Origin of the sequence: Paramicrobacterium fandaimingii (genome assembly GCF_011751745.2) — a bacterium.
GTDB classification, from domain to species: domain Bacteria; phylum Actinomycetota; class Actinomycetes; order Actinomycetales; family Microbacteriaceae; genus Paramicrobacterium; species Paramicrobacterium fandaimingii.
The window spans coordinates 2,443,263-2,469,773 of sequence record NZ_CP061170.1 but is presented as its reverse complement, the minus strand read 5'-3'; the positions used below and the strand labels follow the sequence as shown (position 1 = coordinate 2,469,773).

Here is a 26,511-nt window from a genome sequence, read left to right as displayed (position 1 = left end):
CACGCGGGAAATCCCGATACGCTGAATTCATCATGAGAATTTCGGTCATCGGCTGCGGCTACCTTGGGGCAGTTCACGCAGCGGCAATGGCATCTGTTGGACACGACGTTGTGGGCATCGACGTTGATCAAGTGAAGGTCGATGCGCTTTCTGCGGGCCGGTCGCCGATCTACGAACCTGGTCTGCCAGAACTGCTGACATCGGGAATTCAATCCGGAAAGCTGCGATTCAGCACAAACACGGCTGACACACGCGCCGCCGTCATTCACTTCATCGCCGTCGGGACGCCTCAGAGCCACTCGGGTGGTAGCGCAGATCTGCGCTACGTAGACGCCGCGATCGAAGGGCTTCTGCCGTACCTGTCGGAGGGTGACCTCGTCGTAGGGAAGTCGACTGTGCCGGTCGGGACCGCTGAGCGCTTCACGGAAGCGATCGCGGCGCGCGGTGCGCACCTCGTGTGGAATCCGGAGTTCTTGCGTGAGGGATACGCGGTGAAAGACACCATCGAACCGGATCGCCTGGTATACGGTGTCGCCGACGGTGACGATTACGCGGTGGACCAGCTCAACGAGGTATACGCGACGGCGATTGAGGCTGGCAGCCCGGTGATCGTGACGGATTTCGCTACAGCGGAGCTGGTGAAGGTGTCGGCGAACGCGTTCTTAGCGACGAAGATTTCGTTCATCAACGCGATGGCGGAGATCGCCGAGGTGACGGGAGCCGACGTCACGAAGCTCGCGGACGCGATCGGGTACGACAAGCGGATTGGCCGAAAGTTTTTGAACGCTGGCGTCGGCTTCGGCGGAGGGTGCCTGCCGAAGGACATTCGTGCCTTCACGGCTCGAGCAGAGGAGCTCGGGCGCGGTGAGTCTGTCGCCTTCTTGAAAGAGGTAGATGCCATCAACCTGCGTCGCCGTGAACGCGTTGTTGAGCTGGTGACTGAGGAGCTCGGGGGCAGCGTCTTTCAGAAGAAGGTGGCGGTGCTTGGGTTGGCGTTCAAGCCGAACAGCGACGACGTGCGGGATTCGCCCGCGCTGGACGTGGCCGTGCGGCTGAATGGACTTGGCGCGAACGTCGTGGCCACGGACCCGCAGGCGATGAAGAACTCGCGTGAGCTGCATCCTCAGTTGGTGTACGGCTCGACGGAGGAGGCGCTCGCCGATGCCGATGCCGTCGTGGTGGTGACCGAGTGGCCCGAGTACAAGGATCTCGACCCGACCGAGGTGCACAGCGTTGTGCGTACCCCGATCGTCGTGGATGCGCGCAACTGTCTGGACGCGGACGCGTGGGCGGACGCCGGCTGGGAGTACGCGGGCCTCGGCCGCCAGGTGAAGAACGGCCGTGCGCGCCCTTAGCGCCGGCGCTGAACTCACCGGTATCGAAGGCTCCGTGACACGTACGCTTTCACTGGCTTGGAGCGGTGTGGGGCTCCTGAATCGCCGCAATAGTCTCGTCGTCCGGTGAAAGGCCCCTGCTCCTCGCTCGCATTACTCAACGCTGTTCAACCGCAATAACGATGCTGCTCACGCCGTCGAATACTCAGTCCTGCGTGGACGCCTGGCCAAGGAAAGGTGCGAGTTCGCAGGGCTCCGCCAAGTGTCGAACGGGCGTCTACGCGAGTTCTCTCATCGCCGCCGATATTCCCAGTCTTGATTCCTCTCACGCTAGATGAATTGCACAGCGTCACCGTCAGCGGTGAGTTCGTGAATTGCCCGAACGACTTCGGCAAGATTCTTCGGCATGTCGGTCGCGTTAGAGTTCAGGACTGCCGCCCGGTAGGTGAAAACCTTCTTCTGGCGAAGTGCGCCCCCTGCGTTGGCGAGTTCGGCCATGAACGATGGCCAGTTTTCGAGTTCAGACTCGAGATCGTCTCGCCAAACCGTGGATGAGCTTGTGATGAGTGTTGGGTCTCCGAACGAATATGGCAAGTTGCCTGAATGTGGGATGCTTGCGGGGAGCCACGAGAGGATTTCGCTAGTTTGGCTTCCGTTTGAAGCCCTAGCTTTTTCAAGTTCTTGTGTTCCATTTTTGTGTCTTCTCGATGCCCCGTCAGCGTCACCATCGACAATTAGGTACGTTGGTACGTCGAGCGCATCGAGGATTGCGTACGCCATTTTCAATTCATTCTTTCCGCCAACATGAATCACGGCGACACCCGATAGGTCAAGAGGCATAGTAAGTGCCTCCGAAATGCCCTCTATGCACACCTTGTCGGTGTCACCTTCAACGAGTACAACCTTGTCCGCAAAGAACCCCTCAGAGAACACGGAAGGAAGATGTCTTTCGATCGTGGATCGGAATTTTTCGACCGCGACATTAGAGTTCTTGGCTGCTTCGTGGAGCGTGACAGAGTGAACGGTGGTTTTGCTAGATGTAAGGCTCAGCCGTCTTAGGTGAGCAAATTGCATCGGAGCGACGAAATACGGGCTGTGTGTGGCCACAGCTATTTGAACTGATTGCCGCTCGGCGAGTTCCGCCAGAACTCGGGCGAACGCTCGGGCGCGGATGGGGTGCTGGTAGATCTCCGGTTCTTCAATGCACACTATTAAAGTGGGGAGCTGCTGAACGATTTCGTTCAGTCGATCCTTGTAATCATTGTCGGTCTCGCCGTCAGCTTGAGGAGAATCTAAAGTTGCCGATGCCTCGTCCGGCGCGAGAGATTGGAACATGGCAATCATCACAGCACGTTGAGTACCGTGCCCTTGGTTTTTCAAATCGTTCGAGATATCACCCAACGTGATACGCGTCGACACGCTCGGATCCCCTTTTGGGGTCCAATCTGGGACTTCGGTGACAAACTCGACCTCGGCCTCAGGAATCATAGTTGATAGTCGCGCGTTGATTCGCCTCGCATGGTGCGCGGTAGCGTCTTGGACGCCAGCCTGAATGCTCGTGTTGAGTTCTTCGAGTGCGTTGGCGTACTTGGCCGCCCACTCCGCACGAGCTTTGGTGCCCGCTGCATTGGTGACAGCTCCAATGAGTTCGGTTAACGTAGACCCCTTACTTGAGGTGCCTACGTTCGCTGAGATATCAGTGGCAGCGGGGATCAAAATGAATTGGACCACTCGCCAATTACGTTTTTCCCGTTGATTCCAAAGAGATGGTTTGCATCAGAATGATTTATGGGCGACAGCTTTTCTGCGTTCTGGGGCGAGCTCTCCCAATCGGCAAGCGCCTGATCTATTTCTGCGACGCCAGCGGAACCTTGTAGTGGGGGTAGATCTGGGATCTCTTTGCGCAGGTTCGAATACTCTTTTCGTTTGAACGTGACACGAGTCTCTCGGCGCACGTCCGGGAACCCTGGTCCAGCAATTGAGTTTCCGACAACCTTTGATTTCTCGTCGTCAGAGGACCAGAATCGAGAAAAATGGGCAGACTTACCGCGCGCATATTCACCTAGACGACTTTTGTCGGCAGTGGTTAGCTCGGTGAACTTGACACTGACAGAAACTTTGACTGGCTCATTGCCACTCCGCGCGGCCGAATGGATGTCCGCCTCAGTTAGGACTCCGCCGTCAAAGAACCATTTGAGAGCGTAGAAGACAGAAGACTTGCCAGCACCGTTGGCTCCGATCAGGGCCGTATAGTCATCGAAATCAATGATTGTGGAACTGTGACTTCGAAAGTTCTCTATCTTGACTTGCTCTATGCGCATATTCCACTCCTTATCGAAAACAACGTATCTGCTGTTGACGACCAGGGACATACCCCTTCGAGGGGGCAAAGGCTACAAAGGTCAGTCGAAAGTCCCGCTATTGGGAGCCAGATCAGACGTCACTTGGAACTGACAAGCTCTCGCACGTGAACCTACTCATTAGTATTCGCGGGTCGATTCTCTGCCTTGAGTGAATATATGGCTAATCATTCGAGAACACTAGCTACGTATCGTGAATGACGAATCTAGTTACTTTCCGGGAGGCAGATATGGCGACGCCCACGCATATAGTCGAGAGCAAACATCATCTGAGATCGTCGGATTCTTGCATAGTTGATTTCCCGATGAATTCGATAGTGTCTAGCGGCGGCGGAACTCCCAGTTCGTGATCCACGGCGGGTCTTCGCCGTGTGAGTATGCGTAGTCGCGGGCGTCGGTGCGCGCCTGCTGCCACTCGCGGATGGCTGCCTCAGCGGCATCCGGATCGGCAACGTTGGTGGTGCGCGCAACGATGTCGCTGGCGAGATCGTAGCGATCGAGGTCGTTGAGGTTGACCATGTCGAACGGTGTTGTCGTCGTTCCGCGTTCTTTGAAGCCGTGCACGTGCAGCTGCGCGTGGTTCGCTCGTTTGTACGTGAGCTGGTGGATGAGCGACGGGTAGCCGTGGAAGGCGAAGATCACCGGCTGGTCTGTGGTGAACAGCGCGTTGAAGTCTTCGCCTGGGAGCCCGTGCGGGTGGTGCGCCGGGTCGGGGAGGCGCATGAGATCGACGACGTTGACGAGGCGCAGTGTGAGGTCGGGGAAGCGTTCGTGCACGAGCTGAGCGGCGGCGATTGCCTCGATGGTGGGGACGTCGCCGGCGCACGCGATGACGGCGTCGGGTGTTGACGATGCCGGGTCGTCGAGATCGAGCCCTGGCTCATGGCCGGCCCACGGCCAGATGGAGAGGCCGGCGCGCACGTGGTCTGTCGCCTCGTCGAGGCTGAGCCATGCAGGCTGCTCGTTCTTGCCGGCGACAACGGCGTTGACACGACTGTGGGTGCCGAACACGTGCCGCATGGTGACGAGCAGCGTGTTGGCGTCGGGCGGGAGGTAGACGCGCACGACGTCGGACTGCTTGTTGACGACCACATTGAGAAAGCCGGGGTCTTGATGCGAGAACCCGTTGTGGTCTTGTCGCCACACGTGCGAGGAGAGCAGGTAGGTGAGCGAGGCGATCGGCTGGCGCCAGGGGATGGCGCGCGAGGCCTCGAGCCACTTCGCGTGCTGGTTGAACATGGAGTCGACGATGTGGATGAACGCCTCATAGGAGGTGAGCAGTCCGTGGCGCCCGGTGAGCAGGTAGCCCTCGAGCATCCCCTGCATGAGGTGCTCGCTGAGCGCCTCGATCACCTGCCCGTGCGCGGCGAGGTGCGTGTCGGTGTCGATGATGCTGGACGCCCAGCTGCGATCGGTGCCCTCGAAGACGGCGCCCAGGCGGTTCGACTCGACCTCGTCTGGCCCGAACAGGCGCATGATGCCCGGGTTCTGGCACATGAGTTGCGAGAGCCACGGGCCGAATGTCCCGGTGGCGCCCGCTGTGCCGATCGGGTCGTGCGTCGTCTCGACGGCGTATGGCGTGAGCGTTGGAAACATGAGCGGCGTCTTAATGCCGCCGTGCACGTGCGGCGAGTCGCTCATGCGAAGGGGCCCGGTCGGCCTGATTGCCGCGAGGCTCGGAGACGGCGCGCCCGTCTCGGTGAACAGCTCGTCTGGGTTGTAGGAGCGCAGCCACTGCTCGAGCTGGGCTCGGTGCTCGGCGTTTTCGCGCACCTCGGGAAGCGGCACCTGGTGAGCGCGGTAGGTGCCCTCGATCTGCTGGCCGTCGACGGTTGCCGGGCCCGTCCAGCCCTTGGGCGTGCGCAGGATGATGACGGGCCAGCGCCGTTCGCGCTCCGGCTGGGAGCTCGCGTTTTCGCGCGCCTCGGTTTGGATCTCGGCGATGCGGTCAAACGCGAGGTCGAGAGTCTGCGCCATGTGCGGGTGCACCTCGTGCGGAGCACCCGCTTCGCCGTCGATGAAGAGCGGGTCGTAGCCGTGCCCGTGAAAGAACGAGATGAGCTCGTCGCTCGGGATGCGCGCCAGGGGAGTGGGGCTGGCGATCTTGTAGCCGTTGAGGTGGAGGATCGGCAGCACAGCGCCGTCCTTGGCCGGGTCGAGGTAATTGTGCGCGCGCCACGATGCGGCGAGCGGGCCCGTCTCGGCTTCGCCGTCGCCGATGACACACGCGACGGTGAGGTCGGGGTTGTCGAGCGCGGCTCCGTAGGCGTGCATGAGCGAGTAGCCCAGCTCACCGCCCTCGTTGATGGAGCCCGGCGTCTCGGGGGCCGCGTGCGAGGGCACGCCGCCCGGGTAGGAGAACTGGCGCAGCAGCGTCGTGAGTCCGTCGACGTCGAGTCCGACCTCGGGCATGAGGTCGCTGTACGACCCGTCGAGCCAGGCGTTCGCCATCATGGCGGCTCCGCCGTGGCCCGGCCCGCAGACGAAGAGCATCTCAAGCTTGCGCTGCACGATGATGCGGTTGAGGTGCGCGTAGGTGAGGTTGAGACCCGGTGCGGTACCCCAGTGACCCAGCAGACGCGGCTTGATGTCGGCTGGTTCGAGCGGGCGTCGCAGCAGCGGGTTGCTCTGCAGATAGATCTGGCCTGCGCTCAGGTAGTTGGCGGCACGCCACCACGCATCAACGACGGCGAGGTCACCAGCGGGCTGCGTCTCGATGGACTCGGATGTGCTGAATTCACCCATGCTTCGGACTCTACGTCTCACCGCGCCTGCGGGATAGGGGCAGCGGAGGATCGTGAGGAGGCGTTCAGGCTGAGTCCGATTGATCGACCCAGGTAGCGGTAGAAGATCTTCGGCCCAGCCCGAGTCGAGACAGCGACGGTAGATTCCTAAACGTCCGAGCGAGACCGTGTTCCCGGGTACAACGTTAGATGCAACGAGTGGTTTGCTATTGCTGTCAGCACTCGATCGAGATCCGGGCCAAGAGGTTCATCGCAATGAGCTGTTAGCGGCTCAGGCCGTCGATGATCTGGTCGAGCGTTTCACCGAGGTCGCGGTAGCCGAGACCTTCGCCGCCGGGTGATGGTGCATTGCGGCGGGCGCGGGCGACAGCATCCGTGAGTTTCTCGATCGTGGGCGGCTCGCCATTGGAGGCCGGTCGCGCATCGGTGACGAGCCAGCGCTTGTCGATGCCCGCGGTGGGGGAGAGCGCATCGGCGAGGTCGGCGGCGGTGAACGCGACAGTTGCCCCCTCGGGGAGGAAGCGGGCAGCGCGATCGACGTCGGCGGCGCTGAGCCCGATGATCAGATCGACAGCCGCCGTGACGACGCCCTTCTCGGCGATGACTTTCGCGGGGAGAGATGCCGCCTCGACGCGCGCACGGAGCTCGGTGCGAAGTCGGGCCTCCGACTCCCCGTCTGTGCTGAACACCAGAATTCGGAATGCGGAATCAGGTTGTGCAGGCATCGGCTCCCTCGCTTCGCTCTGTCGCTCTATGGTAGTTGACCGCCTGTCGGTATGAGGTTAAACCTGAGGTCGAACACTTGTTCTACGAAGATGTGTTCGATACTATCGGCGCATGGAACTCTTCAGCCGACTCGAGAACGCAGCCCACAAGGTGTCTCGCGTGTATGCGCAAGCAGAGGCATCGGCCGTCACCGGCCTCGGCGGGGCCGGGGGAGTGCGACGACGACCCGCCGTGGGCAACGTCTCGGAACTCGTGCGTCAGATGCCGGACGATGCCGTGAACCAGCTGCTGTGGCAGGCGGGGCAACTGCGTCGGGCCGCCGACGCCGTCATCGCGATTGCCGCTGCCGAGGGCGTCGAGCGTTCAGCAGGCGACGCATCGACGCTTGCCGGGGTTGGCCGCAGCGATGCCGAGCAGCTGGCACGTGTCGGAGCGATGATCGACGAGTCGGAGCGCGTCATCGACGCCTGTGGTGTCGTTGAGGCGGAGTCGCTCGACATCGTCGTTGACGTTCCGTGGTGGCACGCGATCTCGCTTGCCGTCATCGACGGCGGGTTGAGCCCCGCGTCCGCAGCGGTCATGCGGGAGAGCCTGGGGGAGCCGGGCGGAGTGGTCACGGCGCAGAATCTTGCGCAGGCGGCAGAAGAGCTGACGGAACAGGTGTCGGCCATGGCACCGGACGTCGTTGGTGAGGCAGCCCGGCGCAAGCGTGCTGAGCTCGAGGGCGCGACGGAGCTTGTGAGCGCCGACGCGCGTGCCGAGTGACGACTCGATGTGACAATGCCCCCTTTTCATCGGCTAAGATGAGTGAGGCTTTTCAGCCACATCGGGGTGTGGCGCAGCTTGGTAGCGCGCCTCGTTCGGGACGAGGAGGTCGTGGGTTCGAATCCCGCCACCCCGACGTATTAAAAGGTCCGAGACGAAAATTTTCGTCTCGGACCTTTTGCGTCTCTGCCGACCTGTTTGACGGCCGTGCAAAGCTGTGGCGAAACTCGCGTCATAATGCGCGCCTCTTCCCCTCTCTCAAGTAGACCCAATTCAGGTTTCGCCGGGAAGAGGAGTGAGAAGCAGCCGTGACCAAGGAACAGTCGCTCGTTGTCATCATTGGGTGTTTAGTGGCCGTGCTGATGTGCATCGGCGTCATTGCTCTCGTGCAACAGAGTGCGCAAGCTGTGGTTGGCGACAGTGACACCGCCAATGTCGGTAGAGGCCAGCCCTGCGTGTCGCTGCAATTAGCCTAAAAACTGGGCGAGTCAGCTTTTCCTGCATGCGGAGCCGTTCGCCAGATAAGTGCGATTGCGAGCGTCAGGAACGCGATAGCGCCGAGCCCGGCCGAGAGGGCGTGCGCGGTCTCCCAGCTGTCGCGGTACAGAGACCAGTCGGATGGCAGTGTTTCTGGCGTCCAGATGGCAACGTGTGCATTGACCGGGCGGTTGCCGAACCAGAACACCAGCAGCGTTCCGAGGAAGCAGAGTGCTGCGATGAGTGGCGCGACGGCAGCGGCGGGCGTGCGGCGAGCACACGAGATGACGGCGAGCGTCGCCGATGTGATGAGACCCACGACCTCGGCGATGCCGCCGACAATGGCGAATCCGCCGTAGAACGTGTGCTGAACGGCGAGCCACTCAGCACCCGACAGTGTGCGACTTCCCGGTGCCTGCAGAACATGGGTGAGAGTGAGCCCGAGAATGAGTGCGGCGCAGATCAATGATGCGAGGGAGAGGACCCTGACGAAACCGTGCATATGAACTTCCTTCCTCCCCATCGGTTTACGCCCCCACGCCCGGTTTTGGAAAGAGCGGCGGGTTACATTCGCTCCCGCAGCAGAGCATTTTCGGCCGTCGGATGTGGCCAGTCAGAATTCGGCGCGGAGAACGGCCGCGTGCGCCCGGCGCTCACGCGGCGCGACGTACCCTTTATATGCGAGGGCTCGGCCCCGCAGCATCCGGTGGGGCGAACCCGCTCCGCGTGATTGACAATGGCGCCACCGCGTCATAATCTTTTCAATAAGCAATATTTAGCTTTCACATTGTGGAAGTAGCAAGGTGGGTTTGACGAATGAGTTCACAGGTAGACGAGGCTGTCGCAACGACGTCTGGCGAGGGCGCGGCGGCGGTGCGCCGAACGCGGACGGTTCCGGCAAAGCTTGCGCGCTCGTGGCTGCTCGTTCCTGCCACCAAGCCCGAGGTCTTCAGCGACGCCGACCGCAGCGCAGCGGACGGGATCATTCTGGACATCGAAGACGCCGTCGATCCGTCACGCAAGCCGGCCGCGCGCAACGCCGTCGTCGAATGGCTGAGCTCGGGCGGCGAAGCCTGGGTGCGTGTGAATGACGCCACAACGGAGTTCTGGGCCGATGACCTCGCCGCGCTGCGCGATGTTGCCGGCTTGCAGGGCGTCATGCTCGCGAAGACAGAGAGCCCGCAGCAGGTGGAAGAGACGTATGAGCGGCTCGGCACAACGCTGCCCGTGATCGCGCTCGTTGAATCGGCCATCGGCATTGAGGCGGCGACCGACATCGCCCGTGCCGAGGGCGCGTTTCGCCTGGCGTTCGGCAGCGGAGACTTTCGCCGCGACACCGGGATGTCTGCAGACAAAGAGGCGATGGCCTACCCGCGTGCGAAGCTCGTCGTCGCCAGCCGCTGCGGCAACCTCCCCGGACCCATCGACGGGCCCACCGTCGGCTCGAGCCACCCCGTGCTGCGCGAGCAGTCGGGAACGACAGTCAGCATGGGTATGACGGGAAAGCTCTGCCTCGACGTGGAGCAGGTGCCAGTGATCAACGAGGTGATCAGCCCCACCCCGACCGATGTCGGCTGGGCGAACGGGTTTCTCGCCGACTTCGAGGCTCGCGGCGGCGTCATTCGCGACGGCAGCGACCTGCCACGACTCGGGCGTGCTCGAAAGATCGCGGAACTTGCCGACGCGTTTCACGTTTCGGCCCCATCCACGTAAATCGCGCGTACGCGCGCCGTATTCATGAACGCATAAAGGAGATGTCAATGACGAAACAGCTCACAACCGGTGACACCGCACCCGACTTCACGCTGCCCAACGCCGAGGGCACTGACGTGACACTCAGCAGCTACCGTGGAAGCGACGTCGTTGTGTACTTCTACCCGAAGGCAGAGACCCCAGGGTGCACGACGGAAGCGTGCGACTTTCGCGACAACCTGGCCTCGCTGCGCGGAGCCGGCTACGACGTGATCGGCATCTCGGCCGACCCGGTGGAGAGCATCGCCTCGTTCGCCAAGAACCACGACCTCACCTTCCCACTGCTCTCGGATGCCGGCGCAGCGACCGCCAAGGAGTACGGCGCCTGGGGTGAGAAGGTCATCAACGGCACGGCGATGGTTGGCATTCTGCGATCGACGATCGTGATCGACAAGGCCGGCGTGGTCTCGCGCGCGGAGTACAACGTGCACGCAGATGGCCACGTCGCGGCACTGCGCCGCGAACTCGGCATCGACGCGTAACGAACGACACCCCGGCCGTGCCTTGACACGGTCGGGGCTTCGGGCTTGAATACATGAAAATGAAATAGATATTTCAAAGTACGGAAATAACAGCTAGAGGATCACCGATGCAACTCGAGCAGTTCAACCAACTCCCCGACGAGGAGGCCCTGGCCGCCGTGCGGCCCTGCCTCGACGTCGAGCGGTGGGGCGACGCGATCGTGTCGTCGAGGCCGTTCGCCAGCCGCCAGGAGCTCCTCGCGTTCGCCGCGGAAGCAGCGGCGCCGTTCACCGAGGCGGAGCTCGAACGCGCACTCTCGCATCACCCGAGAATCGGCGAGCGTTCCCCGGGCGAGGGAACCGAAGCATCCCTCTCTCGTTCTGAGCAGGCAGGACTCGACACCTCGCCGTCAACGGCGGAGGCCCTCGCCGCGGGCAACACAGCGTACGAAGCGAAATTCGACCGCGTCTTTCTGATTCGCGCCGCCGGACGCAGCTCCGAGGAGATTCTCGCTGCGCTGCAGGCCCGACTCGGCCATACTGCCGAAGAGGAACAGGCGATCGTCGATCATCAGCTGCGAGAGATCGCGGCGCTTCGATTAGAAGGAGTAGTGAGCGCATGAGCGTCTCGCACGTGACCACCCATATTCTGGACACGATGACCGGTTCGCCGGCCGTTGGGGTCTCTGTCGTTCTTGAAGCCCAGAACGCCGAGGCCTGGAGCCAGGTAGCCACGGGCTTCACCGATGCTGACGGGCGGGTGAAAGACCTTGGCCCCGAGCGACTCGACTCCGGTACCTACCGGCTTCGGTTCGACACGGGTGCCTACTTCGCCGGCATCTCCCAGGACACCTTCTTTCCGGAGGTCTCGTTGACGTTCGCCGTCGACAGTGAGCAGGCGCACTACCACGTGCCGCTTCTGCTCAGTCCGTTCGCCTATTCAACATATCGAGGGAGCTGACATGAGCAACGTCATTCTCGGCAAGAACCAGTACGGCAAGGCCGAGGTGCGGGTGGTGCGCGTCAAACGCGAGACCGACCGCCATGAGATCGCCGATCTGAACGTGACAAGCCAATTGCGTGGAAACTTCGAAGAAGTGCACGTGACCGGCGACAACGCGCACTGCCTGCCGACCGACACCCAGAAGAACACGGTATTCGCCTTCGCCAAGAAGGGAATCGCGTCGCCCGAGGACTTTCTGCTCGGGCTGGCCGATCACTTCACGAGCGGCTGGGACTGGGTCGACGGCGGCCGCTGGGAAGCCGAGCAGTACACGTGGGACCGTATTCTCGTCGACGGCGAGGAACACGATCACTCGTTCGTGCGCAACGGCACAGAGACCCGCACGGCCGTTGTCGTCGGTGACGGCGACAGGCGCACCGTCATCGGCGGGCTGCACAGCCTCACCGTGCTGAAGTCGACGGGGAGCGAATTCGTCGGGTACGAGAAAGATAAGTACACGACGCTGCCCGAGGCGACAGACCGCATTCTCGCCACTGACGTTGCCGCCCGCTGGCGCTTCAACACGACGGACGTCGACTGGAACGCCACATACGCAAGCGTCAAGGCGCTGCTGCTGGAGGGCTTCGCCGAGAAGCACTCGACGGCGCTGCAGCAGACGCTGTTCCAGATGGGGGAGAAGGTGCTGAACGCACACCCCGAGATCGACGAACTGAAGTTCTCGATGCCAAACAAGCACCACTTCGTCGTCGATCTCTCGCCCTTCGGCCTCGAGAACCCCAACGAGGTGTTCTTCGCGGCTGACCGCCCCTACGGGCTCATCGAAGCCACGGTGCACCGCGAGGGCGCCCAGCTCGACGAGAAGGCCTGGGACGGCATCGCCGGCTTCTGCTGACACACGGGCCCCGGAGCGCTGAGCTTCGGGGCCTTCCTTCACTCACCGCTTTTCACCGATAGCTCACCACTTTTCACCTGACCTGATTTTCTGGACAAGGAGGTCCCGATGTCGAAGGCTGCCCAAAAACGTCAGCGCCAGAGCGCGCAGGCTCGCCCCGAAGACGAGCGGATGCCGGTTGGAACGGCGTTCGCCTACGGCCTGCAGCACGTTCTCACCATGTACGGCGGAATCATCGCCGTTCCCATCATCATTGGAGGCGCCGCCGGAATGACCGGCGGCGAGATCGCCGTGCTGCTGGCATCCTGCCTCTTCATCGGCGGACTCGCCACGGTGCTTCAGACCGTGGGCATTCCGTTCTTCGGATCGAAGCTTCCACTGGTGCAGGGCGTCTCGTTCGCCGCCGTCGCCACAATGCTGTCGATCCTCAACCAGGGCAGCGGAATTCAAGCGGTTTTCGGCGCCGTGCTCGTGGCGTCGATCATCGGCCTGGTGATCGCGCCGTTCTTCGCGCAGATCGTGCGGTTCTTTCCACCGCTCGTGACCGGAATCATCATCACGACGATCGGGCTCACGCTTGTGCCCGTTGCGGCAGGCTGGATTGTGGGCAATAACCCCGACGCTCCCGATTTTGCCGACCCGAGCAACGTGGCACTCGCGGGCATCACCCTCGCGATCATCATGCTGCTGAGCAAGGTGGGCAACGCCACGATCTCGCGCCTCTCGATTCTGATCGCCCTCGTGCTCGGCACGGGAGTCGGTGCGCTCATGGGCAAGGTCTCGTTTGACGGAGTCTTCGAGGGCGCCATGATCGCCTTCCCCAACCCATTCCACTTCGGTCTTCCGGTGTTCGAGCCGGCAGCGATCTTCTCGATGTTCATCGTGATTCTCGTGATCATGACTGAGACGACGGCCGACCTGATCGCCGTTGCCGAGATCACTGGATCGAAGGTGGACTCCAAACGCATCGCCGCCGGCCTGCGTGCCGACATGCTCTCGAGCGCCGTCTCACCCGTATTCAACTCGTTCACCCAGAGCGCGTTCGCGCAGAACGTCGGTCTGGTCGCCGTCACCAAGATCAAGAGCCGCTGGGCTGTCGCCGCGGGCGGCGTGATCATGGTGCTGCTCGGTCTGCTGCCCGTGCTCGGGCGGCTTGTCGCCGCGATTCCGATGCCGGTGCTCGGTGGTGCGGGAATCGTGCTGTTCGGCACGGTCACCGCCAGCGGCATCCGCACGCTGTCGAAGGTGAGCTACAAGGACAACATGAACCTGATCATCGTTGCGACGGCGATCACGTTCGGTGTGCTTCCCGTTGTGAACCACGACATCTACAGCAACTTCCCCGCGTGGTTCCAGGTGATCTTCGACTCGGGCATCAGCTCGGCCGCCGTCATGGCGCTGCTGCTGAACCTGCTGTTCAACGTGATCACCGTTGGCAACTCCACGAACCCGTCGGTGTTCGGCGCGGCTCCGACACGGCAGATTCCGATTCAGGTGATCGAGTGCCTGCAAGAAGGCGACCGCTGCATCGACGGAAAGATCGTGGATGCCGACGACAACCCGGTCGTGCTCGTCGACCCGGACGGCGGCGAGATCGAGCTGCCCGGCACCGACGCCGCAGACCCGCCGGGGCCTCAGCCGAAGCCGTCGTCGTAGCCGACTCAGCCAGAGACGAGAATCACGTTTGATCACCCTCGCCGAACCGTTCAAATCGCTGGTCGTTCCATTCGCGGGGCTAGCGGAGGCGTACGTCGTCAAGACCCTCCGTGATGCCGGTCTCTCCATGCAACGTATTCGTCCTGCGGTTTTGGCGCTGAAGAAGGAGATTGGAACGCAAGACGCATTGCTGAGCGGTCGCCTGAAGACGGGCGGCGTCGAGCTGCTCTACGAGTATCTTGACAATCCCGACTCAGCCCCTCATTCGCGGTCTTCTTTGGCAGTCGTTCGTGACAAGCAGCGTGTGTTCCGGGACGTCGTCCAAGAGCACCTGCAGACGGTGACGTACTCGAGCGAAGATATGATCTCGAGTTTCTATCCTGCGAAGTTTGGCGGAGCAGACGTGATCGATGACTCCGGCGTCGATGAAGCCGTGTCACGACGAGTCTTCGCGACGCGACCTTCCCGCCGCATACGTGCTCTACGAGCGCAAAATTTCTCGCCTCGTTCCTTGATCTGGAGAGCGCTTTGCGGAGGAAGGCTTTCAGCTCAGCCGCAACCCTCGTAGGCATGCCCGACGCCGTGATCGCGAGGACGTGGGTGGCGCTTTCGGGGTGCATCGCCGCGCAGCTTGTGGATAACTGTCTCGCGCTTTCACCTCGCTTGTAGCCTTTCTGGATCAACAGAAATGAGGCCGTGCGATTGTGGGTGGTTTGCCGAAGGATGGAGACGCGCGAAAGTGCGTCGCTGCGCTGAAGAAAGAGTTCGGATGGACCTACCTGGAATCAGGTCCGCGTGCGCACCCCGCTGGGATCTTGATGTGCACTGAGCACTCGAGCGATGGTTGCCGAATCAGCGTCGCCAGCACAGGTGAGAATACAGCAAAGAAGTTGTGGCAAATGGCCCGTCGCTGACGCCACGGGCGCGCTCCCGATAGGTTCCATTGGTGACAAATTGGTTGGCGTATGCCAACATAGGGGTGGAGGCGTTATGAACACGTTCATGATCACCGCAGTCATCGAGGGCTTCGATTTAGGCAGCGCCGAGCAGAGCGCCCACCTGGATGGATTGGGCTACGCTGCTGTTGTGGGGTCGACGTCCCATGTCATGACGGTTGATGCGAGCATCAACAGTGAAAGTCCAATCGATGCATTTCACCATCTCGCTGCGGATATGAACACGATCGGCGTGCATATTCTCCGAATCGACCCTGACCTCGTCAACGTGAGTGAGATTGCTCTGCGTCTCGACGTCAATCGCGAGACTGTGCGCTTGTGGGCACGAGGTCGTCGGCGCGGTGGATTCCCGCCGCACTTCAGCGACGTTGGCGACTCGCAGATCTGGCGTTGGGTTGAGGTTTACGAATGGGCTGCGAGTCACCTGCTCGCCGTTGACGACGAAGAGCGGCCGTTGCCCGCGGACGTCGTCGATATGCTCAACGGAGATCTGGCGCATGAGCGTTCAGGTCGGAGCGTGAGCGCACGAGACAACATCCTTGCGTGACGGGCTGCTGCCTGCGGAGCTGCTCAGCCGCGACCGACGTAGGGCATTCCCGACGCCGTGATCGTGAGGGAGTTGATGGATGCCTCGGGCGGCAGCTGCGCCATGAGCACGACTGCCCTCGCGGCATCCTGAACCGAGAAGCTCGGCTCGACCAGGCGGGAGCCGTCGGCTTGCAGCGCACCCTCTGTGAGGCCGATCGACTGCGTGAGGTTGGTAGCGGCGTTGCCGATGTCGATCTGACCGCACGTGATGCCGAACGGGCGCCCGTCGAGATCGATCGACTTCGTCAGCCCCGTGACGGCGTGCTTTGTCGCCGTGTAGGCGGGGGAGAGCGGGCGCGGTGCGTGCGCCGAGATGGAGCCGTTGTTGATGATGCGGCCTCCCTGCGGGGCCTGCGCCTTCATCGTGCGCACCGCAGCGGCGCTGCACAGCATGACGGCGGTGAGATTGACGGCAAGCGCCTGGTTCCACTCGTCGAGATCAAGCTCGTCAACGGCGGCAGCCTTGGGGAAGACGCCGGCGTTGTTGAACAGCACGTCGACGCGGCCCCATTCCGCGGTGACGTCGGCGAACAGTGCGTCGACCTTGGACGGGTCGGTGACGTCCGTCGGAACGACCAGTGCGTCGGTGTTGCCTGCCGCCGTCTCACCGAGAGCGGCTTCGCGTCGCCCCGCGAGAGCGACCCGGAACCCGGCGGCGAGAAGCGCCTGAGCGCTCGCCCGCCCGATGCCGGAGCCCGCGCCGGTGACGACGGCGACGCTGCTCACGCGAGCGTGAGGTCGTCGGAGATCGTCTGGGCTGCTTCGGTGAGCAACGGGATGGCCCGGGCGGCGAACTCGTCGTCGACACGGCTGTTGGGGCCAGACACCGAGATGGCCGTCGGGGTCGGAGCATCCGGAACCGCCATGGCGTAGCAGCGCACGCCGAGCTCCTGCTCGCCATCGTCGATTGAATAGCCGCGCTCGCGGATGAGCGCGAGGTCGGCGAGAAGCTCGTCGACGGTGCCGATGCTCTTCTCCGTTGGCGTCGGCATGCCGGCGCGCTCGACGATGCCGCGAACGCGTTCTTCAGGCAGGTAAGCGAGCATTGCCTTGCCGACACCGGAGTCGTGGGTGTGGACGCGACGGCCGACCTCGGTGAACATGCGCATGGAGTGCTTCGACTGCACCTGCGCGATGTAGACGACCATGTCGCCGTCGAGAACCGCCATGTTTGCGCTCTCGCCGAGATCGGCGACGAGCGAGGTGAGCTGCGGGCGCGCGAGGGCACCGAGCTGCTTGTTTGCGCCTTCGCCGAGGCGGATGAGGCGAGGCCCGAGCGCGTAGCGGCGGTTGGGCAGCTGGCGCGCGTAGCCAAGCGAGACCAGGGTTCGAAGCAGGCGGTGGATCGTGGGGAGCGGCAGGTCGGTTGATGACGACAGTTCGCTGAGCGTCACCTCTCCGCCGGCGTCGGTGATGAGTTCGAGAAGTTCGAACACGCGCTCAACGGACTGCACGCCTCCGGATGGTTTCGCTTGCTTGACCGGCATCGGTCACCTCTTTCGTGAATGTTTCATTCCATCATGCGAGAAATGTGGGGCTGGCGCAATGGGCGGGCCGGAGTGTTGCAGTCTGCGACAGCATCCGGTCGCTGATCTGGGCGTGTGGACTTGTGATTCCATCTGGCAAATATTATTATCCATAATACGAAAAGAGTCGAGAGGGCCCGCGAGGGTCAGACCTCACTGAGGAGGAAACCCATGGCGAACCCCGGTCCCGGAAATTCGATAACGCTGCGCCTTGAAGCGCCAGCGAACTTCACGGCCACAAGCGAACTCGCGTCAGCTGCAGCGCGGGTGGGGGCCGTCGTCACGGGCCTTGACGTTGTGGAATCGCACCATTCAGGCATGGTTGTCGACCTCACTTGCAACACCTCGGGAACCGATCACGCCGACGACGTCTCGGCCTCGCTCGACGCGCTTGACGGCGTGCGCGTGCGCAAGGTGAGCGACCGCACGTTTCTCATGCACCTCGGCGGCAAGCTGGAGGTCGTGCCGCGCGAGCCGATTCGCAACCGCGACGACCTGTCTCGGGCATACACGCCCGGCGTCGCCCGCGTGTGCATGGCGATCGCGGAGAACCCCGAGGATGCTCGTGCGCTCACCGTGAAGCGCAACACCATCGCCGTCGTCACAGACGGCTCTGCCGTGCTGGGACTCGGAAACATCGGGCCCGCCGCCGCGCTGCCCGTGATGGAGGGCAAGGCCGCGCTGTTCAAGCAGTTCGCCGGCGTCGACGCCTGGCCCGTCTGCCTCGACACGCAAGACACCGAAGAGATCATTCGTGTCGTGAAGGCGATCGCGCCCGTGTACGGGGGAGTGAACCTGGAGGACATTGCCGCGCCGCGCTGCTTCGAGATCGAAGCGCGGCTGCGCGAGGAGCTCGACATTCCCGTGTTCCACGACGACCAGCACGGCACGGCGATCGTCACCCTCGCCGCGCTGACGAACGCGCTGCGCGTTGTGGGCAAGACGATCGACGAGGTGCGCATCGTTGTCTCAGGAGTGGGAGCCGCGGGCAACGCGATCGTGCAGCTGCTGCAGGCTCAGGGCGCGACGAACATCGTCGCGTGCGGAAGCCGCGGCGCCATTCACTCGGGCGAGCGCTACGCAGACCCCCACCGCCAGCAGCTCGCTGACGCGACGAACCCCGAAGGCTTTGCCGGAACGCTCGCCGAGGCCGTCGTCGGAAGCGACGTGTTCATCGGCGTCAGCGCCCCCGACATTCTCACCGGAGACGACATCGCGGCGATGGCCGACGATGCAATCGTGTTCGCCATGGCCAACCCGGTGCCCGAGGTCGACCCGATTGTCGCCTCGCGCACGGCAGCCGTCGTCGCGACGGGACGCAGCGACTTTCCGAACCAGATAAACAATGTTCTCGCGTTCCCCGGCGTGTTCCGGGGCCTTCTCGATGCGGGCGTGTCGGACATCACCGCCCCTATGCTGGTCGCAGCCGCCCAGGCGATCGCCGACCGTGTCGAACCGGAGGAACTCAACCCGAGCTACATCATTCCGAGCGTCTTCGACCCGCTTGTCTCGGTCGACGTCGCCGAAGCCATCGTCACAGCAGCAGAATCACACAAGGAGTAGATCGACAGTGACACTGACAGCGAAGAACAAGGCAACGGCGCCTCGCGGCGACGAGATTCTCACCGACGAGGCGCTCGCGTTCGTCGAGAAGCTTCACACGGAGTTCGCCGCGCGTCGGGACGAACTCGTCGGCGCACGCCGGGCTCGCCGCGAGGCGGTGGCGCGCACGGGCACGCTCGACTTTCTGCCCGAGACCGCCGACGTGCGCTCGGGCGACTGGAGCGTCGCCGAGGCGCCCGCGGCGCTGCGCGACCGCCGCGTGGAGATCACCGGGCCGGCAACGCCCTCGAAGATGGCGATCAACGCGCTCAACTCCGGCGCAAAGGTGTGGCTTGCCGACCTCGAAGACGCCAGTACCCCGCACTGGCTCAACGTGATCGACTCGCAGGTGAACCTGAAGGATGCCGCCCACGGCGTTCTCGCGTACACCTCGCCCGAGGGCAAGCAGTACACGCTGCGCGACGACGAGCCGCTCGCCGTCATTGTCGTGCGCCCCCGCGGCTGGCACATGGACGACGACAACTTCGACATCGACGGCTCCGACGCCGTCGGCGCGCTCATCGACTTCGGGCTGCACTTCTTTCACAATGCGGCGCACCTGACGGCTCTCGGCCAGGGGCCCTTCTACTACCTGCCCAAGCTGGAGAGCCACCTCGAGGCGCGACTGTGGAACGACGTGTTCACGTTCGCCGAGGCCGAGCTCGGAATCGAGCACGGCACCGTGCGGGCCACCGTGCTGATCGAGACGATTCCCGCCGCGTTCGAGATGGACGAGATTCTCTACGAGCTGCGCGACCATGCGTCTGGGCTCAATGCCGGGCGCTGGGACTACCTGTTCAGCATCATCAAGTACTTTCGCGACGCCGGCTCGGACTACGTGATTCCCGACCGCGCGAGCGTGGCGATGACGGCGCCGTTCATGCGCGCCTACACCGAACTGCTCGTGCAGACCTGCCACAAGCGCGGCGCCTTCGCCATGGGCGGCATGGCGGCGTTCATTCCCAACCGCCGCGACCCCGAGGTGACCGAGGCCGCCATTGCGAAGGTGCGCGACGACAAATCGCGCGAGGCGAACGACGGCTTCGACGGCTCGTGGGTGGCGCACCCCGACCTCGTGTCAATCTGCCGCGAGGAGTTCGACGCCGTGCTCGGCGACAAGCCAAATCAGCTCGAGCGGCAGCGCCCCGACGTGAACGTCACAGCCGCCGACCTGCTCGACGTGGCCTCGACACCGGGCGACGTCACCGAAGAGGGGCTGCGCCTCAACCTGTACGTCGCCGTCGCCTACACCGCCGTGTGGCTCTCGGGCAACGGCGCCGTCGCCATTCACAACCTCATGGAAGACGCCGCGACCGCCGAGATCTCGCGGTCGCAGGTGTGGCAGCAGCTGCACAACAGGGTGCGCTACGCCGACACCGGCAATGAGGCGACGCCCGAGCTCGTGACGCGGCTGCTCTCTGAAGAGAGCGACAGGCTCAAGTGCGAGGTCGACGCCGAAGCGTTCAACCAGTACTACACGCCCGCCATCGAGCTGATTCGCGACATCTGCCTCTCGAGCGACTACGAGGACTTTCTCACGACCCCCGCGTACAAGCTGGTGCGCTGATGACAGCATCCGGTGATCACTCCTCGCTGACGGCAGACGACGTCGCCCGCGTCGACGCGCATCTCGCTCCGACCGACCGTCTGCTCGAGACCGCCTACCCTGGCGATGACGGCAGCAGGCAGCCGATTCACACGGTGTACGTTCCCGGGCATCGCTACGACCCCGAGCTCGCGGCGCGGTGGGGAGCGGATGCCGCTGCCGCCGTCGCCGAGGCCGGCGGCACCGCGACACTCTGCGCGCAGCTCGGGCTCAGCGATGTGCTGATCGAGCAGATCGCGCCGCTCGTCGACGCCAAGCTCGCCACGGAGCCCATCGAGGATCTGCGCATCGACTTCGAAGACGGCTTCGGTGACCAGGGCGAGCGGGAAGAGGATGCCGCTGCGGTCGCCGCCGCCGAGAACGTGGCGACAGCTCTCGCCACGGGCAGGGCGACGCCGTTTGTCGGCATCCGCTTCAAATGCTTTGAAGAGGCGACCCGCCACCGTGGTCTCGCCACGCTCGACCGCTTTGTGACAACGCTCGCGCAGGCCGGGCCGCTGCCAGACGGTCTCGTGCTGACGCTGCCCAAGGTGACGACAGTCGACCAGGTGACCGCCATGGTCGAGGTATGCGAACGGCTCGAGGGAGCGCTGGGCCTCGACGCCGGGAGGCTGCGCTTCGAGGTGCAGATGGAGACGCCGCAGCTGATTCTCGCCGCAGACGGCACCGTGCCGATTGCGCAGCTGCTGCACCGGGCGCAGGGGCGCATCACGTCGCTGCACTACGGCACCTACGACTACAGCGCCGCGCTGCAGATCGCGGCGGAATACCAGTCGATGGAGCATCCAGCCGCCGACTACGCGAAGCAGGTGATGCAGGTCGCCGTCGCCGAGACCGGGGTGCGGCTGAGCGACGGCTCGACGAACATTATTCCCGTGGGGGAGCCTGGCGATGTGCTCTCCGCGTGGCGACTGCACGCGCGCCTCGTGCGCCGCTCGCTCGAGCGCGGCTTCTACCAGGGCTGGGATCTTCACGCAGCCCAGCTGCCCACGCGGTTCATCGCGAGCTATGCGTTCTACCGCCAGGGCTTCGCCGCCGCGGCATCCCGCCTCGACAACTACCTGCACCACGCCGACGCCGGCATCATGGACGAGCCCGCCACCGCCAGGGCCCTCGCGCGCTTCGTGTTGCGCGGGCAGCAGTGCGGCGCTGTCACGTCGAGCGAGATTCAGGATGCCGCCGGCATCACCACGCGCGAGCTGACGCAGCTGGCGCACCCCAAGCTGAGCCCGACCCCACAGTGAGCCTGACACTACAGTGAGCCCGACCCCACAGTGAGCCGTCACCACAGTGAGCCCGACACCACAGAGAGCCCGTCTTAAACTGAGCACCGAGGAGAACGCATGAGCGACCGACCCTACTACGCGCCGGCCGGCGGACTGCCGCCGCAGACCGACCTGCTCACCGACCGTGCCATCGTCACCGAGGCGTACACGGTGATTCCGCGCGGCGTGCTGCGCGACATTGTCACGAGCAACTTGCCCGAGTGGCACAACACGCGCGCCTGGGTGCTTGCCAAGCCTATCGCCGGGTTCTCGACGACGTTCGCCCAGCTGATCGTCGAGGTGGGGGCGGGAGGCGGAAGCGACCGCCCTGAGCCGGAGACCGGCGTCGAAAGCGTCGTGTTCGTGCTGCGGGGATCGCTCGTTGCGACAATCGAGGGCGACGAGCACACGCTGGATGCCGGTGGGTACGCGTATCTTCCGGCGGGGGCGTCGTGGAACCTGCACAATCGCGGTGATGACGCGGCATCCTTTCAATGGGTGCGCAAGGAGTACGAGCCGCTCGCCGGCGTGGCCGCCCCGGCAGCGTTTGTCACGAGCGACGATGCTGTCGAGCCGACGCCCATGCCCGACACTGACGGCGCGTGGGCGACGACGCGCTTCGTCGACCCGGCCGACATGGCCCACGACATGCACGTGAACATCGTCACGTTTGAGCCGGGCGGATCGATTCCGTTCGCCGAGACGCACATCATGGAGCACGGACTGTATGTGCTCGAGGGCAAGGCCGTGTACCGCTTGAACGGCGACTGGGTCGAGGTGCAAGAGGGCGACTTCATGTGGCTTCGTGCCTTTTGCCCGCAGGCCTGCTACGCGGGCGGCCCGGGGAAGTTTCGCTACCTTCTGTATAAGGACGTGAACCGCCAGGTGTCGCTGACGGGCAGCATCCTGAACCGCTGACTGCGCTCGTCGCCGACGCCCCTCATACCTCGCAGCTGCCAGCCCTGCTGCCTGCTGCCCCGCCCCCTGCTGCCCCGCCCCCTCCCGGCCTAAAAAATCGGGGGCCAACTTTTGCTACCGGAGCCATCGCGTCGGTAGCAAAAGTTGGTCCGCAATTTTCGCTGCACAACGCGCACGGCAGCGAGGCGCGTTACGTCGGCAGCTCTGGGTGCGTTGGGGCGTGCAGGGGCCGGCGTTTCTGCGCGGTGATCGCCTCGGTCACCGTCGCCGCAGCAAGGTGCGGGTACGCGAACACGTGCTTGCTCGTCACCTGCACCGTGTACCAGCCCAGGCGCGTGAGCTCGGTCAGCGCCGTGACATCGCGCGAGTACTGCTCGGGCTCACGATGGTAGGCGCTCTGGTACTCAATGGCGATCCGCCACTCGGGATAGGCCAGGTCGACGCATTTCACCCAATGGCCGATTTCGTCAACGACGTTGTAGTTGAGCTCGGGCTCGGGCAATCCGGCGTCGACCAAGAGAAGTCGTACGTGCGACTCGGGGCGTGACCACGCGTTTGTGCGCACACGTGGCAGAGCCTGCCGCAGCAGAGCAGCGCGCGGATGCCTGCGAGAGATCGCGTCTGCCAGGGCATCGATCGTCGTCAGTGGCTGGCTGGGCGTTGACCTGTCGTATGGCCCAGCTGAATCCTTCGCGAGCACGGCAGCATCGCCGGCCGCGACGAGGTCGAAGAGGCTGAGCCGTGTGGCGAGCTGGGCCCATGTCGATGCCGGGTCCGTCACGCGAAACCCGCGGTGCTCGGTGACACGGACGAGGCCCGGCTTCACGCGATGCGGTCGCACGCCGCGGCGTCGAAAAGGACGCAGTGGGTCGATGACGCTCACGTCGAGTGAGTCGTATGCGGCGTAGGGGAGCGGTATGCGCCACACTGCTGCCGCCGGTGCGTGGCTGAAGAACGCGCCGTCGGGGAGGGCTGGTGCCAGGCGGCTCATACGTTCGATGAGTGCCTGTTCTGCCGACGCCTTTGAGTCGGTTTCGGATGCTGGTCGGGCGCGAACTCCCCAGAACGGGGTCTCCAAGTCGTCGGCGTTCAGCCGCCATCTCGGCACTCCTGCTTCTAGTGCCTCGGCGACGGTGAAGACCGAACCGAGCTCGTCTGGCAGTGGGGACAACGGAGGAGTCATGTCTCGACTCTGCCGCTTGCGCTGGTCTCGTGCAGGAGTTATCCACATCGAGAGAACGACTGCAGCGTGAAGCGTATGTGATGTAAGATTACATCATGCTTCGCACGCAGATTTCGCTGACGCCCGAGGAGCGACGACTTCTCGACGAAGAGGCTGCGCGAACCGGACGTTCGATCTCGGCCCTCATCCGCGACGCTGTCTCGAGCGTCTACGGGTCACAACAGGATGCTGATGCCGACCGCCGCTTGATCGAGGGCGCGTTCGGTGCGTGGCGTGATCGCGATGTCGACGGCGCGGAGTACGTCGAACGCCTTCGCTCAGGTACCCGCTTGAGTCAGGCCGCCGAGCGATGACGTTCGTCGTCGATACGTCAGTTCTCATCGACGTGTTGCGGGGCGAACCGGCTGCTGCGGACGCACTTCATAGCGCCCGCGGGGCAGGCCCCCTGCATGCAAGCGAGGTCACGCGGCTCGAGGTTCTTGCGGGTATGCGCGCTCCTGAGGAGGTGCAGACGCGAATGCTCTTCAGCGCTGTGGTGTGGCATCCCGTTGACGAGCACATTGCCGAGATTGCAGGCATTCTCGGGCGGCGATGGCTTCCACGCAACCGAGGTATCGACTCGGCAGATCTCATAATCGCCGCCACTGCGCAGTCGCTTCATGTGTCGCTGCTGACCCGAAACGTCAAGCACTTCCCGATGTTCGATGGGCTGACGGCGCCGTACTGAGACTGTTCTGGCTCGGCGCGTGCGTGGCCGCGCCGGAATAGCCTCACCGCGATCAGCTGAGGCCTATGCGCCAACCAGTGCCTCCACGAGTATCCGTATGTACGAGAGTCAAGTGGCGCTCCCTCGTCAATGAGTTGCCCACGGTTGTGAGTTGGTGTCGCGAATGAATGCTTCCCAGACAATGTACTGTCTGGTACATTACAAGCATGCGAACGTCAGTGGCGACGGTGTGCCTCTCCGGAGGCCTTGTCGAAAAGCTCTATGCCTGTGCGGAAGCCGGGTTCGATGGTGTCGAGATCATGGATGCTGATCTCATCGCCGCCTACGAGTCGCCGGAGGAGATTCGCGCACTCTGCGCGCGCCTCGGACTGACCATCGAGATGTATCAGCCATTCCGCGACGTCGAGGGCGTCGACGATGCGACATTCGCCGACAACCTGCGGCGGGCGGAGAGAAAGTTCGAGACGATGGCGCGTCTCGGCACCGACCTCATCCTCGTGTGCAGCAATGCCGGAACGGCAACAATCGACGACGACGAGGTGGCTGCGCGTCAGCTCGGCGAGCTCGCCGACCTGGCAGCGACCCACGGCATCCGAATTGCCTACGAAGCTCTTGCCTGGGGCCGATTCGTCGATGACTATCGCCATGCGTGGCGCATCGTGCAGCGCGCGGATCGACCGAATCTCGGCGTGTGCCTCGACAGCTTCCACATTCTCTCGCGCGGCCACGACCCGGCCGAGATTGAGCAGATCGACGGCGAGAAGATCTTCTTTCTGCAGCTGGCCGACGCGCCGTCGCTCGACATGGACGTGCTCAGCTGGAGCCGCCACCACCGGCTCTTCCCCGGGGAGGGCAGCTTCGACCTGAGCCGCTTTCTCGCGCACACCCTGCGCGCGGGCTACACGGGGCCACTCTCACTCGAAGTGTTCAACGACACGTTTCGGCAGACCGATGTGGTGCGCACCGCCGCCCATGCCAGGCGGTCACTGACCTGGCTCGCTGATCGAACGGCAGAAGAAAGCGGATGCGGCGACAGGCTCGTTCTCGACGCGCAGATTGCTCACGACATCGACTTCGTTGAAATCGCTGGAGCGGATCTTGATGTTCTCGACGAAATGCTCGAACAGCTGGGCTTTCGTTTTCGCGGGCGCCATCAGAGCAAGCCCGTTCGCCTCTGGAGCGCGGGCGGGGCTCGGATCATTCTGAATGAGCAGAGCAGCGAGACGGTGCCTCGGCTGATGGGGTTCGGGCTGCAGGTTGACGATGCCTCCGCCGCGGTGGAGAGGGCTCTGGAGCTCGGGGCGCCAGCAGTGTTCCGGCGCACCTACGCGGGGGAGCAGGAGCTTCGTGCCGTTGCCGCCCCAGACGGCACAGAGGTGTACTGGAATGATCGCCCCGCTGAAACGTCGTGGGCGACGGAGTTTGAAGGTGGGGAGCTGTCTGGGCAGACGGACGGTGTCATCGACCATCTCAACGTCGGGTATCGCTGGCAGGACTTCGACGAGGCAGTGCTTTTCGCCACGAGTGTGCTGTCGTTGATTCCCGAACCATCCGCTGATGTGCCCGGTCCGCGTGGACTCGTGCGCAGCCAGGTCATGCGCACGGCAGACGGGATCGTCCGGATGCCGATGAATCTCGCACCGCCAACCGCGCCGGTGCCGAGCAGGCACATCGCGATTCGGTGCGACAACGTCGTTGCGGTTGCCCGCAGAGCACGGGACCTGGGTCTGACCTTCCTCGCTGTTCCGGCAAACTACTACGACGATCTCACCGCGCGCTTTGATCTCGATTCCGGTGAGCGTGCCGAGCTGAAGGAGCTCAACCTGCTGTATGACCGAGATGGCGAGGGGGAGTTCATCCATTTCTATACCCCGACCGTCGGGGGAGTGTTTCTCGAGATGGTTGAGCGCCGTGGCGCCTACGAGGGCTACGGTGCGGGCAACGCACCCGTGCGACTTGCCGTGCAGAAGTAACGAACGATATCAATCTGCAACATAAGATCTTGCCGC

26 protein-coding genes and 1 tRNA gene are annotated in these 26,511 nt (G+C 63.5%); 19 read left to right on the top strand and 8 right to left on the bottom strand.

Annotated features, from left to right (window positions below):
- The first annotated feature begins 32 nt into the window (after positions 1–32).
- Complete coding sequence (locus HCR84_RS11905) at positions 33–1,355, top strand: UDP-glucose dehydrogenase family protein (protein ID WP_166980740.1); 1,323 nt, start codon at positions 33–35, stop codon at positions 1,353–1,355.
- A gap of 309 nt (positions 1,356–1,664) precedes the next feature.
- Here the strand turns inward: HCR84_RS11905 and HCR84_RS11900 are convergent, their stop codons facing one another.
- The 4 genes from HCR84_RS11900 to HCR84_RS11885 all read right to left on the bottom strand — a co-directional run bounded on the left by HCR84_RS11900 (position 1,665) and on the right by HCR84_RS11885 (position 7,163).
- Positions 1,665–3,065 carry an ATP-dependent nuclease gene (locus HCR84_RS11900; protein WP_166980742.1) on the bottom strand — a complete coding sequence of 467 codons (1,401 nt, stop codon included), beginning with the start codon at positions 3,063–3,065 and terminating at the stop codon, positions 1,665–1,667.
- Positions 3,047–3,655, bottom strand: coding sequence for an AAA family ATPase (locus HCR84_RS11895; RefSeq protein ID WP_166980744.1), 609 nt, complete (start codon positions 3,653–3,655; stop codon positions 3,047–3,049). Before HCR84_RS11895 ends, HCR84_RS11900 begins: the two co-directional genes overlap by 19 nt.
- A 360-nt stretch (positions 3,656–4,015) precedes the next feature.
- Positions 4,016–6,439: a phosphoketolase family protein gene (locus HCR84_RS11890; RefSeq protein ID WP_166980746.1), complete on the bottom strand. Its 2,424-nt coding sequence runs from the start codon at positions 6,437–6,439 to the stop codon at positions 4,016–4,018.
- A 262-nt stretch (positions 6,440–6,701) separates the two neighbouring features.
- Positions 6,702–7,163, bottom strand: a complete 462-nt coding sequence (locus HCR84_RS11885) for a hypothetical protein (protein ID WP_166980747.1) — start codon at positions 7,161–7,163, stop codon at positions 6,702–6,704.
- A gap of 112 nt (positions 7,164–7,275) precedes the next feature.
- Here HCR84_RS11885 and HCR84_RS11880 point away from each other — a divergent pair, with 112 nt between their 5' ends.
- The 3 genes from HCR84_RS11880 (at position 7,276) to HCR84_RS11870 (ending at position 8,405) form a co-directional block, all read left to right on the top strand.
- On the top strand, positions 7,276–7,929 hold the full coding sequence (locus HCR84_RS11880) for a hypothetical protein (RefSeq protein ID WP_166980749.1): 654 nt from the start codon (positions 7,276–7,278) through the stop codon (positions 7,927–7,929).
- A gap of 62 nt (positions 7,930–7,991) precedes the next feature.
- A tRNA-Pro gene (locus tag HCR84_RS11875) sits at positions 7,992–8,065 on the top strand.
- A gap of 172 nt (positions 8,066–8,237) precedes the next feature.
- Positions 8,238–8,405: a hypothetical protein gene (locus tag HCR84_RS11870; protein ID WP_166980751.1), complete on the top strand. Its 168-nt coding sequence runs from the start codon at positions 8,238–8,240 to the stop codon at positions 8,403–8,405.
- On the opposite strand, the gene HCR84_RS11865 is transcribed toward HCR84_RS11870, so the two are convergent.
- Positions 8,402–8,908: a hypothetical protein gene (locus HCR84_RS11865; protein ID WP_166980753.1), complete on the bottom strand. Its 507-nt coding sequence runs from the start codon at positions 8,906–8,908 to the stop codon at positions 8,402–8,404. The genes HCR84_RS11870 and HCR84_RS11865 overlap by 4 nt on opposite strands.
- A gap of 314 nt (positions 8,909–9,222) precedes the next feature.
- Between HCR84_RS11865 and HCR84_RS11860 the strand changes: the two genes are divergently transcribed.
- From HCR84_RS11860 to HCR84_RS11825, 8 genes are all read left to right on the top strand, one after another.
- Positions 9,223–10,119: an HpcH/HpaI aldolase/citrate lyase family protein gene (locus tag HCR84_RS11860; protein WP_166980754.1), complete on the top strand. Its 897-nt coding sequence runs from the start codon at positions 9,223–9,225 to the stop codon at positions 10,117–10,119.
- A gap of 47 nt (positions 10,120–10,166) precedes the next feature.
- Positions 10,167–10,640 carry a thioredoxin-dependent thiol peroxidase gene (gene bcp, locus HCR84_RS11855; protein WP_166980756.1) on the top strand — a complete coding sequence of 158 codons (474 nt, stop codon included), beginning with the start codon at positions 10,167–10,169 and terminating at the stop codon, positions 10,638–10,640.
- A 107-nt stretch (positions 10,641–10,747) separates the two neighbouring features.
- Positions 10,748–11,242, top strand: coding sequence for a 2-oxo-4-hydroxy-4-carboxy-5-ureidoimidazoline decarboxylase (gene uraD, locus HCR84_RS11850; protein WP_166980758.1), 495 nt, complete (start codon positions 10,748–10,750; stop codon positions 11,240–11,242).
- Positions 11,239–11,580, top strand: a complete 342-nt coding sequence (gene uraH / locus HCR84_RS11845) for a hydroxyisourate hydrolase (RefSeq protein WP_166980760.1) — start codon at positions 11,239–11,241, stop codon at positions 11,578–11,580. Before uraD ends, uraH begins: the two co-directional genes overlap by 4 nt.
- Position 11,581: 1 nt before the next feature.
- Complete coding sequence (pucL, locus tag HCR84_RS11840) at positions 11,582–12,475, top strand: factor-independent urate hydroxylase (RefSeq protein ID WP_166980762.1); 894 nt, start codon at positions 11,582–11,584, stop codon at positions 12,473–12,475.
- Between the two features lie 108 nt (positions 12,476–12,583).
- Positions 12,584–14,131, top strand: coding sequence for a nucleobase:cation symporter-2 family protein (locus HCR84_RS11835; protein WP_166980764.1), 1,548 nt, complete (start codon positions 12,584–12,586; stop codon positions 14,129–14,131).
- A gap of 28 nt (positions 14,132–14,159) precedes the next feature.
- Entirely contained in the window at positions 14,160–14,699 is a 540-nt protein-coding gene (locus tag HCR84_RS11830; RefSeq protein ID WP_166980766.1) for a hypothetical protein, read from the top strand.
- Between the two features lie 422 nt (positions 14,700–15,121).
- Positions 15,122–15,634, top strand: coding sequence for a hypothetical protein (locus HCR84_RS11825; RefSeq protein ID WP_166980768.1), 513 nt, complete (start codon positions 15,122–15,124; stop codon positions 15,632–15,634).
- Positions 15,635–15,657: 23 nt separating this feature from the next.
- Here the strand turns inward: HCR84_RS11825 and HCR84_RS11820 are convergent, their stop codons facing one another.
- Positions 15,658–16,401, bottom strand: a complete 744-nt coding sequence (locus HCR84_RS11820) for an SDR family oxidoreductase (RefSeq protein ID WP_166980770.1) — start codon at positions 16,399–16,401, stop codon at positions 15,658–15,660.
- Positions 16,398–17,162, bottom strand: a complete 765-nt coding sequence (locus HCR84_RS11815; protein WP_166980772.1) for an IclR family transcriptional regulator — start codon at positions 17,160–17,162, stop codon at positions 16,398–16,400. The genes HCR84_RS11820 and HCR84_RS11815 overlap by 4 nt, the downstream gene beginning before the upstream one ends.
- 210 nt (positions 17,163–17,372) lie before the next feature.
- Here HCR84_RS11815 and HCR84_RS11810 point away from each other — a divergent pair, with 210 nt between their 5' ends.
- The 4 genes from HCR84_RS11810 (at position 17,373) to HCR84_RS11795 (ending at position 22,592) form a co-directional block, all read left to right on the top strand.
- Positions 17,373–18,764 carry an NAD-dependent malic enzyme gene (locus HCR84_RS11810; protein ID WP_166980774.1) on the top strand — a complete coding sequence of 464 codons (1,392 nt, stop codon included), beginning with the start codon at positions 17,373–17,375 and terminating at the stop codon, positions 18,762–18,764.
- 7 nt (positions 18,765–18,771) lie between these two features.
- A complete protein-coding gene (gene aceB / locus HCR84_RS11805; protein ID WP_166980776.1) occupies positions 18,772–20,370 on the top strand; it encodes a malate synthase A in 1,599 nt (532 codons plus the stop codon).
- Positions 20,370–21,653, top strand: coding sequence for a DUF6986 family protein (locus HCR84_RS11800; protein WP_166980778.1), 1,284 nt, complete (start codon positions 20,370–20,372; stop codon positions 21,651–21,653). The genes aceB and HCR84_RS11800 overlap by 1 nt, the downstream gene beginning before the upstream one ends.
- Positions 21,654–21,752: 99 nt before the next feature.
- Positions 21,753–22,592, top strand: coding sequence for a bifunctional allantoicase/(S)-ureidoglycine aminohydrolase (locus tag HCR84_RS11795; protein ID WP_166980780.1), 840 nt, complete (start codon positions 21,753–21,755; stop codon positions 22,590–22,592).
- Between the two features lie 190 nt (positions 22,593–22,782).
- On the opposite strand, the gene HCR84_RS11790 is transcribed toward HCR84_RS11795, so the two are convergent.
- Positions 22,783–23,775: a hypothetical protein gene (locus HCR84_RS11790; protein ID WP_166980782.1), complete on the bottom strand. Its 993-nt coding sequence runs from the start codon at positions 23,773–23,775 to the stop codon at positions 22,783–22,785.
- Positions 23,776–23,870: 95 nt separating this feature from the next.
- Between HCR84_RS11790 and HCR84_RS11785 the strand changes: the two genes are divergently transcribed.
- From HCR84_RS11785 to HCR84_RS11775, 3 genes are all read left to right on the top strand, one after another.
- The gene (locus HCR84_RS11785; protein WP_166980784.1) at positions 23,871–24,128 is read left to right on the top strand and encodes a ribbon-helix-helix protein, CopG family; all 258 of its coding nucleotides are present in this window, start codon (positions 23,871–23,873) and stop codon (positions 24,126–24,128) included.
- Positions 24,125–24,502, top strand: a complete 378-nt coding sequence (locus HCR84_RS11780; protein WP_166980786.1) for a type II toxin-antitoxin system VapC family toxin — start codon at positions 24,125–24,127, stop codon at positions 24,500–24,502. Before HCR84_RS11785 ends, HCR84_RS11780 begins: the two co-directional genes overlap by 4 nt.
- Before the next feature lie 206 nt (positions 24,503–24,708).
- Positions 24,709–26,475: a bifunctional sugar phosphate isomerase/epimerase/4-hydroxyphenylpyruvate dioxygenase family protein gene (locus HCR84_RS11775; protein WP_166980788.1), complete on the top strand. Its 1,767-nt coding sequence runs from the start codon at positions 24,709–24,711 to the stop codon at positions 26,473–26,475.
- Positions 26,476–26,511 lie beyond the last annotated feature (36 nt).

What these genes read in the sequence shown, in the direction of transcription:
- HCR84_RS11905 (WP_166980740.1), top strand. Translation starts at nt 33, where the DNA reads ATGAGAATTTCGGTCATCGGCTGCGGCTACCTTGGGGCAGTTCACGCA.
- HCR84_RS11895 (WP_166980744.1), bottom strand. Translation starts at nt 3,655, where the DNA reads ATGCGCATAGAGCAAGTCAAGATAGAGAACTTTCGAAGTCACAGTTCC.
- HCR84_RS11890 (WP_166980746.1), bottom strand. Translation starts at nt 6,439, where the DNA reads ATGGGTGAATTCAGCACATCCGAGTCCATCGAGACGCAGCCCGCTGGT.
- HCR84_RS11885 (WP_166980747.1), bottom strand. Translation starts at nt 7,163, where the DNA reads ATGCCTGCACAACCTGATTCCGCATTCCGAATTCTGGTGTTCAGCACA.
- HCR84_RS11880 (WP_166980749.1), top strand. Translation starts at nt 7,276, where the DNA reads ATGGAACTCTTCAGCCGACTCGAGAACGCAGCCCACAAGGTGTCTCGC.
- HCR84_RS11865 (WP_166980753.1), bottom strand. Translation starts at nt 8,908, where the DNA reads ATGCACGGTTTCGTCAGGGTCCTCTCCCTCGCATCATTGATCTGCGCC.
- HCR84_RS11860 (WP_166980754.1), top strand. Translation starts at nt 9,223, where the DNA reads ATGAGTTCACAGGTAGACGAGGCTGTCGCAACGACGTCTGGCGAGGGC.
- bcp (WP_166980756.1), top strand. Translation starts at nt 10,167, where the DNA reads ATGACGAAACAGCTCACAACCGGTGACACCGCACCCGACTTCACGCTG.
- uraD (WP_166980758.1), top strand. Translation starts at nt 10,748, where the DNA reads ATGCAACTCGAGCAGTTCAACCAACTCCCCGACGAGGAGGCCCTGGCC.
- uraH (WP_166980760.1), top strand. Translation starts at nt 11,239, where the DNA reads ATGAGCGTCTCGCACGTGACCACCCATATTCTGGACACGATGACCGGT.
- pucL (WP_166980762.1), top strand. Translation starts at nt 11,582, where the DNA reads ATGAGCAACGTCATTCTCGGCAAGAACCAGTACGGCAAGGCCGAGGTG.
- HCR84_RS11835 (WP_166980764.1), top strand. Translation starts at nt 12,584, where the DNA reads ATGTCGAAGGCTGCCCAAAAACGTCAGCGCCAGAGCGCGCAGGCTCGC.
- HCR84_RS11825 (WP_166980768.1), top strand. Translation starts at nt 15,122, where the DNA reads ATGAACACGTTCATGATCACCGCAGTCATCGAGGGCTTCGATTTAGGC.
- HCR84_RS11815 (WP_166980772.1), bottom strand. Translation starts at nt 17,162, where the DNA reads ATGCCGGTCAAGCAAGCGAAACCATCCGGAGGCGTGCAGTCCGTTGAG.
- HCR84_RS11810 (WP_166980774.1), top strand. Translation starts at nt 17,373, where the DNA reads ATGGCGAACCCCGGTCCCGGAAATTCGATAACGCTGCGCCTTGAAGCG.
- HCR84_RS11800 (WP_166980778.1), top strand. Translation starts at nt 20,370, where the DNA reads ATGACAGCATCCGGTGATCACTCCTCGCTGACGGCAGACGACGTCGCC.
- HCR84_RS11795 (WP_166980780.1), top strand. Translation starts at nt 21,753, where the DNA reads ATGAGCGACCGACCCTACTACGCGCCGGCCGGCGGACTGCCGCCGCAG.
- HCR84_RS11790 (WP_166980782.1), bottom strand. Translation starts at nt 23,775, where the DNA reads ATGACTCCTCCGTTGTCCCCACTGCCAGACGAGCTCGGTTCGGTCTTC.
- HCR84_RS11785 (WP_166980784.1), top strand. Translation starts at nt 23,871, where the DNA reads ATGCTTCGCACGCAGATTTCGCTGACGCCCGAGGAGCGACGACTTCTC.
- HCR84_RS11780 (WP_166980786.1), top strand. Translation starts at nt 24,125, where the DNA reads ATGACGTTCGTCGTCGATACGTCAGTTCTCATCGACGTGTTGCGGGGC.
- HCR84_RS11775 (WP_166980788.1), top strand. Translation starts at nt 24,709, where the DNA reads ATGCGAACGTCAGTGGCGACGGTGTGCCTCTCCGGAGGCCTTGTCGAA.